At 66.9% G+C, this 17,586-nt stretch carries 14 protein-coding genes; 4 read left to right on the top strand and 10 right to left on the bottom strand.

The genetic code is table 11. The features are described 5' to 3' along the window. Positions 1-110: 110 nt before the first annotated feature. A complete protein-coding gene (locus tag QQL87_RS28525; protein ID WP_284422292.1) occupies positions 111-1,301 on the top strand; it encodes an MFS transporter in 1,191 nt (396 codons plus the stop codon). On the opposite strand, the gene QQL87_RS28530 is transcribed toward QQL87_RS28525, so the two are convergent. Next, complete coding sequence (locus tag QQL87_RS28530) at positions 1,302-2,105, bottom strand: intradiol ring-cleavage dioxygenase (protein ID WP_284422347.1); 804 nt, start codon at positions 2,103-2,105, stop codon at positions 1,302-1,304. Between the two features lie 93 nt (positions 2,106-2,198). After that, entirely contained in the window at positions 2,199-3,023 is an 825-nt protein-coding gene (gene map, locus QQL87_RS28535) for a type I methionyl aminopeptidase (protein WP_284422291.1), read from the bottom strand. Positions 3,024-3,454: 431 nt separating this feature from the next. On the opposite strand from map, the gene QQL87_RS28540 reads away from it, so the two are divergent. After that, positions 3,455-4,180 carry a LuxR C-terminal-related transcriptional regulator gene (locus tag QQL87_RS28540; protein ID WP_284422290.1) on the top strand — a complete coding sequence of 242 codons (726 nt, stop codon included), beginning with the start codon at positions 3,455-3,457 and terminating at the stop codon, positions 4,178-4,180. Positions 4,181-4,322: 142 nt separating this feature from the next. Here the strand turns inward: QQL87_RS28540 and QQL87_RS28545 are convergent, their stop codons facing one another. The 4 genes from QQL87_RS28545 to QQL87_RS28560 form a co-directional block, all read right to left on the bottom strand. Beyond that, positions 4,323-6,146 carry a S8 family serine peptidase gene (locus tag QQL87_RS28545; RefSeq protein WP_284422289.1) on the bottom strand — a complete coding sequence of 608 codons (1,824 nt, stop codon included), beginning with the start codon at positions 6,144-6,146 and terminating at the stop codon, positions 4,323-4,325. A 57-nt stretch (positions 6,147-6,203) separates the two neighbouring features. After that, a complete protein-coding gene (locus QQL87_RS28550; protein ID WP_284422288.1) occupies positions 6,204-6,461 on the bottom strand; it encodes a hypothetical protein in 258 nt (85 codons plus the stop codon). A 103-nt stretch (positions 6,462-6,564) separates the two neighbouring features. Continuing rightward, positions 6,565-8,484: a hypothetical protein gene (locus QQL87_RS28555; RefSeq protein WP_284424134.1), complete on the bottom strand. Its 1,920-nt coding sequence runs from the start codon at positions 8,482-8,484 to the stop codon at positions 6,565-6,567. Positions 8,485-8,749: 265 nt separating this feature from the next. After that, positions 8,750-10,066, bottom strand: a complete 1,317-nt coding sequence (locus QQL87_RS28560) for a mechanosensitive ion channel family protein (protein WP_284422286.1) — start codon at positions 10,064-10,066, stop codon at positions 8,750-8,752. 209 nt (positions 10,067-10,275) lie between these two features. Here QQL87_RS28560 and QQL87_RS28565 point away from each other — a divergent pair, with 209 nt between their 5' ends. After that, positions 10,276-12,069 carry a potassium/proton antiporter gene (locus QQL87_RS28565; RefSeq protein ID WP_284422285.1) on the top strand — a complete coding sequence of 598 codons (1,794 nt, stop codon included), beginning with the start codon at positions 10,276-10,278 and terminating at the stop codon, positions 12,067-12,069. 29 nt (positions 12,070-12,098) lie between these two features. On the opposite strand, the gene QQL87_RS28570 is transcribed toward QQL87_RS28565, so the two are convergent. The 3 genes from QQL87_RS28570 to mepA form a co-directional block, all read right to left on the bottom strand. After that, a complete protein-coding gene (locus tag QQL87_RS28570; RefSeq protein ID WP_284422284.1) occupies positions 12,099-12,311 on the bottom strand; it encodes a hypothetical protein in 213 nt (70 codons plus the stop codon). A gap of 41 nt (positions 12,312-12,352) precedes the next feature. Then, positions 12,353-12,868: a hypothetical protein gene (locus QQL87_RS28575; protein WP_284422283.1), complete on the bottom strand. Its 516-nt coding sequence runs from the start codon at positions 12,866-12,868 to the stop codon at positions 12,353-12,355. A 171-nt stretch (positions 12,869-13,039) separates the two neighbouring features. Further along, positions 13,040-13,978 (bottom strand): penicillin-insensitive murein endopeptidase, encoded by a 939-nt coding sequence (gene mepA / locus QQL87_RS28580; protein ID WP_284422282.1) that lies wholly within the window; start codon positions 13,976-13,978, stop codon positions 13,040-13,042. Positions 13,979-14,353: 375 nt separating this feature from the next. Between mepA and QQL87_RS28585 the strand changes: the two genes are divergently transcribed. Beyond that, complete coding sequence (locus tag QQL87_RS28585) at positions 14,354-16,576, top strand: putative bifunctional diguanylate cyclase/phosphodiesterase (RefSeq protein WP_284422281.1); 2,223 nt, start codon at positions 14,354-14,356, stop codon at positions 16,574-16,576. Positions 16,577-16,585: 9 nt separating this feature from the next. Here the strand turns inward: QQL87_RS28585 and ftrA are convergent, their stop codons facing one another. After that, positions 16,586-17,575 (bottom strand): transcriptional regulator FtrA, encoded by a 990-nt coding sequence (gene ftrA / locus QQL87_RS28590; protein WP_284422279.1) that lies wholly within the window; start codon positions 17,573-17,575, stop codon positions 16,586-16,588. Positions 17,576-17,586 lie beyond the last annotated feature (11 nt).

Consider the following 17,586-nt stretch of genomic DNA (forward strand, 5'->3'; position numbering starts at 1 on the left):
TGCGGACCTCTGCACCCATGTCTGGCTTGAATGCTGCGATGCAAAATCGTCGCTTCTCAGCATCACCGACTTGCCGCACTGAATGGTGTGCCGCCTGGGAGAGGTTTCCGTTGACCACCATCACGTCCGAGTCCGGCGACTCGCTGTCGGCCTGGATCACGCTGCTGATCGCGTTCTCCTGCGGACTGATCGTCGCCAACATCTATTATGCGCAGCCGCTGATCGGGCCGATCAGCGCCGATCTCGGTTTGCGGCCGCAACTGGCGGGGCTCTTGGTGACGATGAGCCAGATCGGCTACGGCGCGGGCCTGCTGTTCGTGGTGCCGCTCGGTGATCTTATCGAGAACCGCAAGCTCGTCATCACCTCGATCATCATCGGTGCGGCGGCACTCGCCTGCGCGTCACTGGCGACGAGTCCGTCGACCTTCCTGCTCTCGGCGCTGCTGATCGGCTTCGGCTCGGTCGCAGTGCAGATCCTGATCCCCTATGCCGGCCACATGGCGCCGGAGGCGATCCGCGGCCGCACCGTCGGCAACGTCACCACCGGCCTGATGCTCGGCATCATGCTGGCGCGGCCGCTGGCAAGCTTCGTTGCCGCGCATGCCTCCTGGCACGTGATCTACGCGGCCTCGGCGCTGGCGATGCTGACACTGGCCGTGGTGCTACGCATCGCGCTGCCGCCGCGCGAGCCCGAGGCGCGGCTGAGCTACGGCCAGCTGCTCGGCTCGATGGTCCAGCTGTATCGCGACACGCCGTCGCTGCGCCGCCGGGCGCTGTACCAGGCCGCGCTGTTCGGCAGCTTCAGCGTGTTCTGGACCACTTCGCCGCTGCTGCTGGCCGGACCGGACTTCCGGATGTCGCAGACCGGAATCGCCCTGTTTGCGCTCGCCGGTGTCGCCGGCGCGATCATGGCCCCGATTGCGGGCCGGATCGCCGATCGCGGCTGGACGCGGCCCGCCACGATCGCGTCGATGCTGCTGTGCGCGGTCGGCTTCGGGCTGACGCTGCTCGTTCCCCTCGGAACGCATTGGTCGCTGACCGCGCTCGTGATCGCGGCGATCGCGATCGATTGCGGCGCGCAGCTCAGCCTGATCCTCGGCTACCGCGTGCTGTTCGTGCTCGGTGCCGGCCAGCGCAGCCGGCTCAACGGGCTCTACATGACGACGTTCTTCGTCGCCGGCGCTGCCGGATCGGGCATCGGCGCCTTCGCCTACGCGCATGGCGGCTGGACGCTCGCGGCCGCGCTCGGCACGGCGCTGCCACTTGCTGCGTTGGCCTATCAGTTCACCGAGCAGGCCTGATCAGAACGGGCTGCGCTTGAGCCCGGGCACCAGCGCGGCCAGCCTGTCCTTGATCCAGGGCGCCGGCGGCAGCCGGCCCGTGGGCATCTCGACCGCGGTCGCAGGCTTCCGATTCACGGCCAAGGTCAGCGTCGCGAGATAGCGCTCACGTTCCTCCTTGATCGCGCAATAGGCGCGATGGTCGGGATCTGCGTCGGTGGCGACGCGGTCGTTGGCATTGATGACGAGCCGCTGCTTCGGCCGTCCGGTGTAGTCCGGCACGTTGCTGTAGATGAATTCGTTCAGCGCCTCGGGGAAGAAGGTCTGCCCGGTCAGCACGGTCGCCTCGTCAAGGAACACCCTGAAATGGATGTGGGTCGCGCGCCCCGCGTACCAGCCCGGATAGATCGTGTTGAAGCCGGCCCAGCCCGCGGCATCCGCCATCTGGGTGCCGCGCAAAAACGTCTTGCCGCTCTGGTCGACCTTGTGATTGTCGCTCTGGCCCGGATAGCCCGAATAGATGCCGCGGGCGTCGCAGTGCCAGACATCCACCCGCGCGCCGGGAATCGGCGTGCATGCGCCGGCCTCGATCACGCGCAGTCGGAACGCCAGCGGCACGCCCGGCCGGCCCTCGGCGATGTCGCCGCGCACCAGCTTGGGATCGAAATAATAAGGTCCGGATTCGGATTGCGGCGTCAGGATGCAGGCGTCGTCGGCACCGGCCGATGACGCTGATGTCTCGGATGCGGCGCGCGCCGGCGGCGCCAGCAGCGCAGCGCTGGCCGAGAGCAGGCCGAGAACCCCACGACGTGTTGCGATGGTCAGAGCAGCCTCCCGCAGTCGCATGCCATCGAAGCAATCGAGCAGCCGGGAATGGCAACAATCAGACGCCGGGTGGCGGCGCGGCGCAGAGGCCGCTCACACCTGCGTCAGCGGCTTCTCGCCATGTCGCTCCGACAGCGTGAAGATCTCGACGCCGTCATTGGTGACGCCGACCGAATGCTCGAACTGCGCCGACAGCGAGCGGTCGCGCGTCACGGCGGTCCAGCCGTCGGACAGGATCTTCACATGCGGCTTGCCGAGATTGATCATCGGCTCGATCGTGAAGAACATGCCGGGCTTCAGCAGCACGCCTTCGCCGGGACGGCCGACATGGATGATGTTCGGCTCGTCGTGGAACAGCCGGCCGAGGCCGTGGCCGCAGAAGTCGCGCACCACGCTCATGCCCTGCGGCTCGACGAAGCTCTGGATGGCGTGGCCGATATCCCCCGTGGTGGCACCGGGCTTTACCGCGGCGATGCCGCGCATCATCGATTCATAGGTCACCTCGATCAGCCGCTCCGCCTTGCGCGAGATCGGGCCGATCGCATACATGCGGCTCGAATCGCCGTACCAGCCGTCGACGATGAAGGTGACGTCGACATTGATGACGTCGCCTTCCTTCAGCGGCCGGTCGTTCGGCATGCCGTGGCAGACCACGTGGTTGATCGAGGTGCAGGTCGAGTAGCGGTAGCCGCGATACATCAGCGTCGCCGGATAGGCGCCGTGGCTGAAGGCGAAGTCGCGCACGACATCGTCGATTCGCGAGGTGGGCACGCCCGGCTTGACGATGTCGGTGAGCGCATCGAGGCACTTCGACACCAGCGCCCCGGCCTTGCGCATGCCGGCAAAGCCGCTCGCGCCATGCAGCTTGATCTGGCCGTTCTTGCGCGCAGCGGTGTCGGTCGCTTCGATATAGCTCATGGGCCTGTTTCGTTCTCGAAAATGTCGTGGGGTGATCGCCTAATTTAATGATCGTGCGCGCCGGTGCAAGCCGGGTCTGCACGGCAGTGCGAAGATGGTCCCGGCGGGGCCGGTTCCGCCAGGAATCTGCGAACGTTTCGGGTTGTGTTGCGACACACCTTGTAGGTGCATTTGCAAGTCCATGGTTCGTTGGTGAGGAGACCGCGCAGATGTACGAACAAGGCAGTATCATACCGGTTTTTGCCGGGGATCTGCGACGAAGCGCCCGGCAGGGCCGACCACGTTCTCGTCATGATTGCAGGGCAGATTTCGCCCAAAGGTTGTTCAATTCCCAGCATCATTTCATCTGCAATCCACCCAGTCTCTGCCAGGGCGAATCTTGAGCACGTCCTGCAGGACCGCTGCAGCCATTTTGCAATTGGGAGTTTCCAATGTCGCGACGCGCCGTCGAGTTCGACATGCTACCGGTTCCTTCCGTTGCGGCCGACATGGCCGACATGGTCACGGGCAAGACTCGCATCGTCATCGTCAGCGAGACCCGCTTCTTTCGCGAGGCTCTCGGCGCGCGGCTCGGACAGAACGACCGTCTCGAGGTGATCGACACGGTCGATCACTTCGGAGCCCTCAGACTGATCGCGTCGAGCCGCCCGGATCTGGTGCTGCTCGACGTCGGCGAATGGCACGGTCTGGACCGTGCCACCACGCTGCTCCGCGAGCAGCCGGATCTGGAGATCCTCGCCATCGGCGTCCCTGAGATCGCCGCTCCGGCGTTGTGCGCGATCGGCCGCGGCATCGCCGGCTGCGTGCCGCGCGACGGCTCGATCGACGATGTCATCGCCCAGGTCGACCGGCTGACGGCGGGAGGCCGCAGCGAGCAGATCCCGAGCGAGCAGATCTCCATCGTGGCCGGGCTCGAGGAGCCGCCCGGTCGCATTGAGCCTGTACCTGCGGCAAGGTCGCGGCTCGGCGAACTGACACCGCGCGAATGCGAGATCCTGCAGATGATCGAGGTGGGATTGTCCAACAAGGAGATCGCGCGGACGCTCCGGATCGAGGTCGGCACGGTCAAGAACCACGTGCACAACATCCTCGAGAAGCTCAACGTGCGGCGGCGCAACCAGGCGGCTCATCGTCTGCGGGCGTATCATCAGCGCTGAAGCCGGGACCCCGTCCGCTCATCAGTCCGTTTTGCAATCACCGCCTGCCGGGTGGACGCGGCTGCGCTGCGCGGCCGGCGCCGGAACGGCTTCCGCCGGCGTTGCCGCCGGCGGATCGTCATGTCCGTAACAGCCGCGATCGTCAGACCAGTCCCGCGTTGCGCATCTGCAGGAAGCTCTGCAGCAGCGCCGGATGGATCATCTGAGGCTGCAGATAGGCATTGGCGAACGGCGAGCCCTGGTACGGCACGCCGAAGTTCATATTGCCGCCGAGCGGAGGCGCGGTCGACGCGGTGGCCATGTTGCCGCTCTGGGACGCGGCGCCGAGGCCGGCCACGCGCTGCAGATCCGGCACGCCGACGCCCTCGCGGGTGGGGTCGCCGAGATAGCGGACGCCGGCGCTGGCGAGCAGCTGATACAGCTGCGACACGCGCTGCTCGTTGCGGCCCTTCGCGGTGTCACGGAACACCGGATGATGCGCGAGCAGCAGCGCGCCCATGCCGGTGATGTGCGGCGTCGCCATCGAGGTGCCGTCCCAGGCGGCATAGCCGCCGCCGGGCACGGTGGAGACGATGGCCACGCCCGGACCCGCGACGGCAACCTGCGGTCCGAAGCAGGTGAAGCGCGGCGAGAACATCGCGCCGGCGACCAAATTGGGCACGACGGTGCGGGCATGATAGCTGTCGTCGGGAAACTCGCCGAGCTTGCCGATCGCCGACACCGTCAGCACCGATGGCTGATTGCCGGGGAACTGAACCGGACCGCTGGCATTGCCCGCCGCCACGATGCAGGCCACGCCGTTCTGCCGCGCCTCGATCAGCTTGTGCGCGACGAGCTCGGAGGCCTCGCTGCTGCCGAGGCTCATGTTGACGACGTCGATGCCGCGCGCGATGCACTGGTCGAGCGCGTCGATCAGGTCGCTGAAGCGGCCGCCCGGGAACACTTTCAGGGCGTGCACCTCGGCCATCGGTGCGAAGCCGCGCACCGCCTTCAATTGACCGGACGTGGCTGCGGTGATGATGCCGGCACAGTGTGTGCCGTGAGACATCGTGTCTCTGGTCCAGCTCGCCGCATCCTTGTTGTTGGTGAAGTCCATGCCGCGGGTGACGTGGGTCAGCTGCGGATGGCCGCTGTCGCAACCGGAATCGATGATGCCGACCTTGACGCCCTGTCCGGTCAGCGACGGATCGAGCTGGTCGAGCTTCATCAGCTGCTGACCCCAGCCGACATAGGGCGCCTGCGGAAAGCCCTGGAATGTGGAAGAGAACGGCTGCAGCTGCAGCGTGTTCATGCCGTCGGACAGCGCCGGGCGCTCGAACATGCGGTCCCAGTAGTTCGCAGCCGGCTTGACGTAGATCGCCTGGATCGTCTCCAGCGGCCCGCCGAACACGGTGACCGTGACCTCGCCCTTGTCGTCGGTCGTGCCCTGGCCGGGGAAGCCGAGCCCATAGACGTAGACCGTCGTCCTCGGCAGCGGCTGGCCGCCGGTGCCGACGACGCGCAGCCGCACGTCGATGCCGATGCCTGGCGTCATCGTCATGGCGCTGTTGAAGGCCATCGACAGATCATCGGCGTGACGCAGCAGCGCATCGTGCTCGACGATGACGTTGGGCGGCGCGCTGGCCCGCAAGGCGGCGCCGCGCGCCGCATCCATCTCGGCCACCACGATCTCGGGCATGCCGCCGCCGCCACCGCCGGCCGACAGCGCGCCGAAGCCGCTTGGCCTGACCTGCTTGATGATCTGGACGTCCGGCATGTTGTTCAGGGTCGTCGCGATCGCGTCGGCCGCCATCGGCTGCACGCCGGGCATCGGGCGCGTCGCGACCAGGAAGCGTGACCGTCTCGCCTTCACCGTGGGCTCCACGGTCGGCGAAGCCGCATCGGTCTTGTTCGGTGCCGCATTGCTGCGGCCGTTCGGGCCCTTACCCTGGCCCGCGGAATTGTCGCTCGCATTGTTGTCGGCCATAGCGTCTCTCTCCTTGGATCTCTGTCGCTTGTTGGATCGGCGCATGGCGTTGACCGGTCAGAACGGACTGAGCTTGGCGTTCCGCTCGATGATCAGCGCCGTGCCGAAGCGTGATTTGAGGTGTTCGGCGTCTTGCGGTGTCAGGTTCACGACGAGGTGCGGCTGGTCCGGACGCCCGCCTCTTGCGACGATCGCGGCGCCGGAGATGTCCTTCAGCGCGTCTTCGAACGCGGTGAGGTGGGAGGTGTCGGACGTACTACGTCCCGCGACGATGAACTCATCGCTCGATCCGTCCTTGGCAAAGCTGTCGGTCATGATGGTCGTCCTCACTGTCTGGATGTCTCCCCCGGGCGACTATCGAGCCGCCCAGGGGAAACTTGCAACGTCTGAGTGCAGCCTCACGCCGGCTTGCGCGGGCTCAGTGGTAGGTCACGCCCTGGTAGGGATAGACCGGCACGTTGGCCCAGCCGTTCTGGGCCCAGCCGTTCTGCGCATACTGCGGACCAGCATCGAACGGCAGGATCGAGCCGAGGATTCCACCCGCGGTGCTGCCGATGGTGTGGCCGAGGTTGCGATTGCCGAGCGCCTTGCCGACGAAGCCTCCGCCGAGACCGCCGAGCGTGCTGCCGAGGAAGCCGCCGAGAATGCCCTGCGGGGCGAACTCGGGTGCTGCGTCGAACGGCAGGAATTGCTGCCCGGGGTGGCCCAGCACGCTTCCAAAGCCGGGACGGCTACCCGGAATGCCCCAGCAGTTGGTGATGGGCAGCGAGGTATGGCCGGGCAAATTGCCGAAGAAGCCCTGTGGGGCGAACTCCGGCGCCGCCTCGAACGGCAGGAAGCGCTGGGCGAGCTGACCGGCGTATCCGCCGATCTGATTGCCGAGGCCCTGATGGCCGAACGCTCCGCCGATCGCGCCGCCGAGCGGCGCGCCGACCTGTCCGAGCAGGTTGCCGAAGAAGCCTTGCGGCGCAAACTGCGGCGCGGCTTCGAACGGCAGGAAGCGCTGGGCGAGTTGGCCGGCGACGCCACCGATGGTGTTGCCGAGGCCCTGGTTGCCGAAGGCGTGGCCGATAGCGCCGCCGAGCGGTGCACCGACCTGGCCGAGCAGGTTGCCGAAGAAGCCCTGTGGGGCGAACTGCGGCGCGGCCTCGAACGGCAGGAAGCGCTGGGCGAGCTGGCCGGCGAGTCCGCCGACGGTCTGGCCGAGACCCTGATTGCCGAAGTAGTTGCCGATCACGCCACCGGCCGGCGCACCGATCTGGCCGAGGAAGTTGCCGATCGCGCCCTGCGGCACGAACTGCGGGGCCGCCTCGAACGGCAGGAAGCGCTGGGCGAGCTGGCCGGCGTATCCGCCGATGGTGTTGCCGAGTCCCTGATGACCGAACGCGCCACCGATAGCGCCGCCGAGCGGAGCACCGACCTGGCCGAGCAAATTGCCGAAGAAGCCCTGCGGCGCAAACTGCGGGGCAGCCTCGAACGGCAGGAAGCGCTGGGCGAGCTGGCCGGCGACGCCGCCGACGGTGTTGCCGAGACCCCGATGCCCGAACGCGCCACCGATGGCGCCGCCGAGCGGTGCGCCGACCTGGCCGAGCAGGTTGCCGAAGAAGCCCTGCGGGGCGAATTCCGGAGCCGCCTCGAACGGCAGGAAGCGCTGGGCGAGCTGCCCGGCGATGCCGCCGATCTGATTGCCGAGACCCTGGTTGCCGAACGCTCCGCCGATGGCGCCACCGAGCGGCGCGCCGACCTGTCCGAGCAGATTGCCGAAGAAGCCCTGGGGCGCGAACTGCGGCGCGGCCTCGAACGGCAGGAAGCGCTGGGCGAGCTGCCCGGCGATGCCGCCAATCTGGTTGCCGAGACCCTGGTTGCCGAACGCGCCGCCGATGGCGCCACCGAGCGGCGCGCCGACCTGTCCGAGCAGATTGCCGAAGAAGCCCTGGGGCGCGAACTGCGGCGCGGCCTCGAACGGCAGGAAGCGCTGGGCGAGCTGACCGGCGACGCCGCCGATCTGGTTGCCGAGGCCCTGATGGCCGAACGCACCGCCGATGGCGCCGCCGAGCGGGGCACCGACCTGGCCGAGCAGGTTACCGAAGAAGCCCTGCGGGGCGAACTGCGGCGCCGCCTCGAACGGCAGGAAGCGCTGCGCGAGCTGACCGGCGTATCCGCCGATGGTGTTGCCGAGTCCCTGATTGCCGAACGCGCCACCGATGACGCCGCCGAGCGGCGCGCCGTACTGGCCGAGCAGATTGCCGACAAAGCCCTGCGGTGCCAGCTGCTGCGCAGCAAGCAGACCATAAGGCATCGTGGTCTGTAGCGCACCATTCACTTGTTGTCCGTCCATGGTCTTCCTCCTCGGTCGCACATCGATTCAAATTGCTTGCGATCGCGATCCGTCGCGCGACAACGACGGGATCGCTGAGCACGCCGACGATAGAAAGGGCAGGACAGGCGGTGAATGGACCATGAGGTACACGCGGGGGCACAGGACCCTCACGTCGATACCGCGCGAACGGAGCGGGCGCGTGTGCACCTTCACTCTCGCGTGAACTATGAACTACTTCACATTTGCTGGGTCATGCGTCGATGCGACGCATGGTTCGCGCGGATCAGGTCGGCACTTCGACCGTGGTCTCCACCGGCAGTGCGCCGCCGCGCACGCGCAGCTCGCGCACCGGATAGGGCACGCGGATGCCTTCGCGCTTGAAGGCCTCCCACAGCGCCAGCATCACCTCGCTCTTGACGCTGTCCATGTAGCTGGGGTCGGCGATCCATGTCGTCAGCGAGAATTTCATGCCGGCCTCGGTGAACTCGGTCAGCAGGCAGTTCGGCGCCTTGGATTTCAGCGTGCGCGGCGTCTCGTTGGCGATGTCGATCGCGAGCTTGCAGACGACGCGCGGATCGGCGTCGTAGTTGGTGCCGAAATTGACCTTCACGAGCGTGTTCTTGTCGGTGTAGGTCCAGTTCGTCACCTTCTGCGTAACGAGGTCCTCGTTCGGGATCAAGAACTCGCGGCCGTCGCCGGCGGCGACCGAGATGTAGCGCGTGTTCATCGCGCTGATGCGTCCCGAGCTGTCGCCGATGGTGACGAGATCGCCCGGCTTCACCGATTTGTCGGCGAGCAGGATGATGCCGGCGACGAAATTGGCGACGATGCGCTGCAGGCCGAGACCGATACCGACGCCGGCGGCGCCGGAGAATATGGCGAGCGCCGACAAGTTGATGCCGACGGCGCTGATCGCGATCGCAACGCCGAGGATCATCAGGCCCATGCGGACCATCTTGATCAGCAGCACCTGGATCGACGGTGTCAGGTCGGTCGAGCGGGTGATCCGGCTCTCGACGAAATTGCTGGCGATGTTGGTGAGCCAGAGCACGCCGAGCAGCAGCACGCCGAGCTTGATGACCAGGAGCGGCGTCAGCCTGAGGCCGCCGAGCACGACGGACACGGAGTCGAGCGCGTCGACCACGTTGTCGAGCTGGCCGATGATGCTGAGCGCCGCCACCAGCCAGGCCGAGATCGACACGATCTGCACGATGAAGGTGCTGCGGATCACCGAGGTGATCAGCCGGATGACGAGCCAGGCCAGCGCCAGCTTGAGCGCGACCGCGAGCAGATAGGAGCGGCTCGGCCAGGTCCACAGCACCATGCCGGTGCGTGCGATCCGCATCAGGATCACGAACACGACCGTCGTCACGCTCTCCAGCAGCACCCGCAGCAGCTGCCGCAGCGGGCCGGGCCAGCCCATCGCCAGCGAGGTCACGTCGATGCGCGAACGCACTGCAGCGCTCGCCGCGAAGGCGATGCCAGCGCCACTCAGCACCAGTCCGAGCTGAAGGTAGAACCAGGGCGAAGTGACCTCGGCGCCGATCGAGCGGGCCACGGTCTGGAGGAAATCGAGAACGTCCTTTAAATCGAAGTCCATCAGCAGGGTCTCGGAGAGGAACAGGGGCGCGGGACATCCCGACGCTTACGATTTAGCTCGTTTTGGGCAGGTGCGATTGCCGCGAAATATACCCCGAACGCGGGCAAGGATGGAAAAATGGGCATATCGCCGCGATATGAGCAAATCCGGTTGGCGTGCAAGTGTGGCGACGATAAGGATGTAAAACCCGGATCCATCAACGTTTTTTCATGACATCCCTCGACGCCGTCAGCATTGCCATTCTCCTTGGCGCGGTCCTGGTCATGGCCGGGATCCTGTCCAGCCTGCTGGCGCTGCGCTTCGGCGCGCCGCTCCTGCTGGTGTTCCTGGTGATCGGCATGCTGGCGGGCGATTCGGGGCCCGGTCATATCGAATTTCAGGATGTCCGCACCACTTATCTGGTCGGATCGGTCGCATTGGCGCTGATCCTGTTCGACGGCGGCCTGCGCACGCGCTTCCAGAGCATCCGCACCGTGCTGGCGCCCTCGATGGTGCTCGCCACCGCCGGCGTGCTGATGACGGCATTCATCACCGCGCCTGTCGCGAAATACGCCCTCGACCTCGATTGGACCGAGGCGATGCTGGTCGGCGCCGTCATCGCCTCGACCGATGCGGCGGCCGTGTTCCTGCTGGTGCATGCCCAGGGCCTGCGGCTGCGCCCGCGCGTCGGCGCCACGCTGGAGGCGGAGTCCGGCAGCAACGATCCGTTCGCTGTGTTCCTGACCCTGATGCTGGTCGAGCTGATCTCGGTCGGCCACGGCACCTTCGGCCATTTCCTGTTCGAGCTGGTCCGCGAGGCGGTGCTCGGCGCGCTGTTCGGCATCGTCGGCGGCCGTCTGGTCGTGGTCGGATTGAACAAGGTGGCGCTGCCGCAGGGCCTGCATGCACCGTTCGTGACCACGGCCGCGCTCGTCATCTTCGGCATGGCCCAGATCGCCCATGGCTCCGGGTTCCTCGCGGTCTATCTCGCAGGCATCATCATCGGCAACCGGCCGACGCGCGCGCATAATTCGGTGGTCGCGTTCCTCGACGCGGCCACCTGGCTGGCGCAGATCGTGATGTTCGTGCTGCTCGGCCTGCTGGTGTCACCGCAGCGGCTGCTCGACAGCCTGCTGCCTGCGATTGCGGTCGCGCTCATGCTGATGCTGGTGGCGCGGCCGGCCGCGGTGTTTCTCTGCCTCTATCCGTTCCGCTTCAACTGGCGGGAGAAGGCGTTCATCGCCTGGACCGGCCTGCGCGGCGCGGTCGCGATCTTCCTCGCCTCGATCCCGATGCTGGTCGGGCTGTCCAAGGCCTACCTCTATTTCGACGTCGCCTTCGTCGTCGTGATCATCTCGCTGCTGGCGCAGGGCTGGACGCTCGGGGTCGCCGCGCGCACGCTGCATGTCGCGCTGCCGCGCACCGATCGCGGCCCTCGCCGCATCGAGCTCGATCTGCCCGGCCAGCTCGAGCAGCAGCTGGTCGGCTACGCGATCCGCTCCAAGAGCCTGTATTTCCGCCGCGGGCTGATCCCGTCCTGGTCGAAGCCGACGCTGGTGATTCGCAACCAGCAGATCCTGTCGCCGGCCGAGGCCGAGCCGATCGCGCCGGGCGACTATCTCTATCTGCTGGCGCCGCCGGAAAAGGCCGAGTCGCTCGACCGCTTCTTCGTCGACATGCCGCCATCGGCCGCGCCCGATCCGCATCTGCTCGGCGACTTCATGGTGTCGGCCGAGCACACGCTCGACGAGGTCGCCGGCATCTATGGCGTGAAGCTCGGCGAGGGCGAGGACAAGCTGACCTTGGCGGATTATTTCGACATTCACCTCGACAACGCGCCGAAGGAAGGCGCGACCGTCGCGCTCGACACCATCGTGCTGGTCGCGCGCTCGATCTCCGGCGGCCGCGTCAGCGTCGTCGGCCTGCGCCTGCCCGAGGACGAGGAAGACGAGCCGGTGTTGACGCGCAAGGAGCAGGTCAAGCGCAAGCTCGCCAATGTCTGGGCGTCAGTGGCGGGGGTCTGAGTCTGCTCCTATCGACGCCCCGTTTCTCCTCAGGCACGTCCTTGGTTTTTCCGCCGGATCAACTGCTCGATATCAAAGATCGAGCCGCGGCCGTCGTCGAGCGATTGCCAGCCTTTCCCAATCTTCGCACGAAGGTCTCGCCGCAGCCGAACATGCCGAATCAGCATGCGGCCGATACATTCTTGTTCTGCTTCCGGCAGTCGGGAAAGTTCTGAGATCGCTTGTTGCAGAGTCTTGTTCATGAACTGAGGATAGCGCATCTGCGATGAGTGCGCATGGCTTCTCACTCCGCCGGCAGGATCGCGATCGAGATTACAGCTTCCGGCGCGCTGCTGATCTGTAGCGCGAAGGGCTGTCCGCCAAGTTCGTACTTCACGGTCTTGCGGATGCCCTCGCAGTCGGTGGCGCCGCTGAAGGCTGTCGGCTTGAGGATCTTGCCGTCCTGCACGATGTCGATCCAGGCCGCGGCCGAAAGGCTCACGGTGTAGATGCCTGCCTTCGGAGCGGCACTCGTTCGCATGAAGCCGGCGAAGGTGCCGTCCTTCGGCGCGCGTTCCGGCGGGCTCGGCAGCTTGGCGTCCATCAGCGGCCGCAGCGTCAGCAGCAGGCCGGACGCCGGCAGCGCCGCGATCTCGGCGCCGGTGTCCAGCTTCTGGCGGTCGGCGGCCGTCAATGCGGCACGCTCACGCGCGATGTCCCATTTGAACTTGTCGCAGCCGCTCGGCTCGGCGGCGCGGGCAGCGGTGATTGTCAGCAGGCCGAGGAGAACGGCGGTTCCAGCGGGACGGCTCGGGATCATGACGGACTCGCACGGTTTGGGCGGCGCAGCGCCAATGCTGCACGCAGCCACCATCGGTGTCTGGAGGTGGGACCGTCATCCCGTTCGATTGCCGCGCTTACGGCGCGGGCATCATGATCCTAGCGTATTTTCGCGTCGCAGCTAATCGCGATCGCGTCAAACCCCAGCGCCTCAATTCCTGGCGTCCGGTGCATGCAGCACGGCGCGGCAGGCGGGCGGCAGCTGCGCCATGGTGATCGGCTGCGGCGGTTTCGGCGGCTCCTTCGGCGGCGGCGGATGCAGCACGGCGTCGGAGAACCAGTAGGCGAGGTCGTCGCAGCCGTCGCCGCCGTCCTGATCGGTCTGGCCATGGCAGTCCGGATTGCCCGGCGGGCACACCATGCGGATGTGGAAGTGATAGTCATGACCCCACCACGGCCGCACCTTGGTCAGCCAGCTGCGGTCGCCCCTGGCGTCGCGGCACAGCGCCTTCTTGATCGCGGCGTTGACGAAGATTCGCTGCACCGACGGCTCCAGCGCGGCGGCGCGGATGACCGCGACATGGCTCTTGGTGAACACAAGCGGATCGACGTCGAGGCGATCCGGGCGCACCATCATGACGGCGGACATCTCCTCGCGCTCGTTGCGCGACAGCCGGTGCTCCGGCATTGGCGTCAGCCAGATGTCGGCGTCCAGTCCGATCTGGTGGCTGGCATGGCCGCTCAGCGCCGGGCCGCCGCGCGGCTGGCCGATATCGCCGACCAGGATGCCGTGCCAGCCGGCGTCCTTGTGGGCCCGCGCGGCCAGGCGCTTGAGCAGCGCGATCAGGTTCGGGTGGCCGAAATTGCGGTTGCGCGACAGCCGCATCACCTGCCAGTCGTCGCCATTGATCGGCATGCGCTCGGCACCGGCGATGCAGCCGCGATTATAGGTGCCGAGCACCTTGGTCGGTTGCGCCGAGGGCTGCAGCCTGCGGGCGAACAGCTCCTTGGCGGGCGTGTCGGGATCGTCCGGGTGGGCCAGCGGCGGCAGGGCCTTCGGCTCGACGCTGCCCTTGTCCTGGGCCGGAGCGGGCGTCACGGCGATGACGGCCGAACTCATGATGGTGATCAGAATCAGGCGGACATGCATGGCGGCAGTCTAACGGCTGCCGGCGGGCAGGGAAGGGCGCCGGAGAGCACGATCTTAATCAACGCGTAACCCTGCCGCCGGATTGGCGGAACCGGCTGAACACAGCTCAATTGCCTGACTTCGTTCGGTAGATGGACGTCGTCTCCGGCCGAATTGCACGGTATGCGGGTCCTTTCCCGCAATTGCGAGCACGGCCTGCTTACCGGCGGTTGTGTGAAAACCTCTGGTTGACCATACCGGCGGTTCATTATTCCCGTGATGTGAGAATAGTTTGCCTTGTTCTCCTTTTTGGCGAAGGTAACTGTCTACATCAAGATACCATTTTTTCAGACACTTGGCCGAAAACCCGAAGCGTGAAGGAGAGTGAGGCGTGCGATGCGGCCTGTTCGGCCAACTAAGCCCAAGAAGCTGAATGGCGCGCCCCGCGCGCGCGGTTCCCGTCCGGTCAAGCCGACCCCGAAGCTTGGTCACCGCAACCTGCGGGCGGCGGCCGCGGTCGACGAGATCGCCGGCAAGCGCGCCGAGTGGGAGGCGGCCATCGCGGATGCGAAGAAGGCGCATGATCGCCTGATGGAGGCGATCGACATCCTTCCCGAAGGCATCGTCTTTCTCGACTCCGACGGCCGCTACATCCTCTGGAACAAGAAATACGCCGAGATCTACAATCGCAGCTCCGATCTGTTCGCGCCCGGTGCGCGGCTGCAGGACACGATCCGCGTCGGCGTCGCGCGCGGCGATTATCCGGAAGCTGCGGGGCGCGAGGACGCCTGGATCGCCGAGCGGCTCGACAGACTGTTTCAACCGAGCGGCCGCCACGAGCAGCGGCTGTCCGATGGCCGCACCATCCTGATCGAGGAGCGCCTCACCGGCGATGGCGGCATCATCGGCCTGCGCGTCGACATTACCGAACTGAAGCAGCGCGAGGAATCGTTCCGGCTGCTGTTCGACGGCAACCCGGTTCCGATGATCGTCTGCGCCAAGGACGGCGGTCGCGTGCTCGGCGTCAACGAGGCCGCGGCTCAGCATTACGGCTACAGCCGCGCCGCCTTCGAGCAGCTCAGCATCCGCAATCTGCAGGCCTATGAGAGCGAGCCGCCCTGGGCCGGCCAGCAGTCCGACGAGGAGCAGGCGGCGCGCACCTGGAAGCACGTCCGTGCCGACGGCACGCTGATCGATCTCGCGATCTACTCGCGCCACCTCGTTCACAACGACGAGCCCGCCGTGCTGCTGGCGCTCATGGACATCACCGAGCGCAAGCGCGCTGAGGCACGGCTGGCCTTCCTGGCGCAGCACGATGCGCTGACCGGCCTGCCGAGCCGCAACCTGCTGCGCCAGAAGATCGACGACAAGCTGACCCAGATGCGGCGCGGCTCGGAGAAGATGGCCGTGCTCGTGCTCGGGCTGGACAATTTCAAATCGATCAACGACACGCTGGGCCATGCCGTCGGCGACCGGCTGCTGCGCGGCGTCGGCAAGCGGTTGCGCTCGATCCTGCGCCAGGAGGACGTCGTCGCGCGGCTGAATTCGGACGAGTTCGCGATCGTGCAGGGCGGTCAGGCGCGGCCGGAGGATGCGGCGCAGCTGAGCCGCCGCCTGCTCGAGGCGATCGCCGATCCGTTCCTGCTCGACACAAACACGGTGACGATCGGCGCGACGATCGGCATTGCGATGGCGCCGAACGATGGCGACGACGCCGAGAAGCTGCTCAAGAACGCCGACATGGCGCTGTCGCGCGCCAAGACCGAGACGCGCGGCACCTTCAGCTATTTCGAATCCGGGATGGACGCGCGGGCGCAGAGCCGGCGTCGCGTCGAGATGGAGCTGCGCGACGCCATCCAGAACGACGTCCTGCAGCCGCATTATCAGCCGCTGATCGATCTCGCGACCGGGCGCATCACCGGCTTCGAGGCGCTGGTGCGCTGGCCGCATCCGGAGCGCGGCATGATCCCGCCGTCGGAGTTCATTCCGATTGCCGAGGAGACCGGGCTGATCTCGGCGCTCGGCCGCGCCATGCTGCGCCAGGCGTGCGGCCACGCAGCGCGATGGCCGGACGAGGTGCGCGTCGCCGTGAACATGTCGCCGCTGCAATTCCGCGCCGGCAACGTGCTGTCGCTGGTGATGGATGCATTGAAGCAGTCCGGGCTGCCGGCCAGCCGCCTGGAGCTCGAGATCACCGAGACCCTGGTGCTGGAGAAGAGCGGACAGGTGCTGGCAACCTTGCATGCGCTGCGCGCGCTCGGCGTGCGCATCTCGATGGATGATTTCGGCACCGGCTATTCCAGCCTCAGTTATCTGCGCAGCTTCCCGTTCGACAAGATCAAGGTCGATCAGTCCTTCATCCGCGACCTCGCCGCCAATCGCGAGGCCCAGGCGATCGTCCGCTCGATCGTCAGCCTGGGCAAGGGCCTCGGCGTCACCATCACCGCCGAGGGCGTCGAGACCGAGGCGGAGCTGCGCTGTCTGCGGGCCGAGGGCTGCCACGAGGCGCAGGGCTATCTGTTCAGCCGTCCCCGGCCGAACGCCGAGATCATCGGCCTGCTGCAGGCGCAGCGCGATGCCGCGGGCGGATCATCGCCGGGCAACGCCATGGTGGCCTGATATTGGCAGCTAGGCCGACCGCGTCCTGAAGCGCGCGCGATACGCGGCCGGCGAGGTCCCGACGCTGCGCCGGAATGCGACGCGGAAGGTCTCCAGCGACTGGTAGCCGCACTGCGCCGAGATCTCGGCGAGCGACAGCGTCCCGCTCTCCAGCAGCTCCCGCGCGCGCGCCATGCGCTCCTGCTGCAGCCACGCCGCGGGGCCCGACCCCGTGCTCTCGTTGAAGCGGCGCAGGAAGGTGCGCTCGCTCATCCGGGCGCGCCTGGCCATGGCGCTGATCGCGATCGGCTGTGACAGCCGCGCGCGCGCCCAGTCCATGACCTCGCCGATCGTCCGCCCGGGTCGCGCCTGAACCGGTGCGACGACATATTGCGCCTGTCCGCCGTCGCGATGCGGCGGCATCACCAGCCGTCGCGCAACCGCGTTCGCAACCTTGCTGCCGAAGTCGCGCCGGACCAGATGCAGGCACGCGTCGATGCCCGCTGCGCTGCCGGCCGAGGTGATGACATTGCCCTCGTCGACATAGAGCGTGTCCTCCTCGACGCGGATATCCGGATAGAGCCGCTTGAGGTCGGGCATATGCCGCCAATGCGTGGTGGCGCGCTTGCCGTCGAGCAGGCCGGCCGCCGCCAGGACGAACACGCCGGAGCAGATCGAGAGGCACCGCGCGCCGCGCGTGGACGCCTGCGCGATCGCCCGCAGCAGCCGCTCAGGCGGGCGCTCGCTGCGGTCGCGCCATCCCGGCACGATGATCGTCCGCGCGTCCTTCAGACGGGCCAAAGGCGCGCCGGCCTCGACCACGATGCCGCCGATTGCGCGTGACCGCCGGCCCTCGGCCGAGACCACCATGAACCGATACCAGGAGAAGTCGAACTCCGGCCGCGGCAGTCCGAACACCTCGACGGCGATGCCGAACTCGAACGTGCACAGCCCGTCATAGGTGATGACGGCGACAAGTCCCGGATCCGGGTGATGGGCATTGGCTGCGGCGCGTGGCATTGGCGGAAACT

This window comes from Bradyrhizobium sp. SSBR45G (assembly GCF_030159255.1).
Lineage (GTDB): Bacteria > Pseudomonadota > Alphaproteobacteria > Rhizobiales > Xanthobacteraceae > Bradyrhizobium.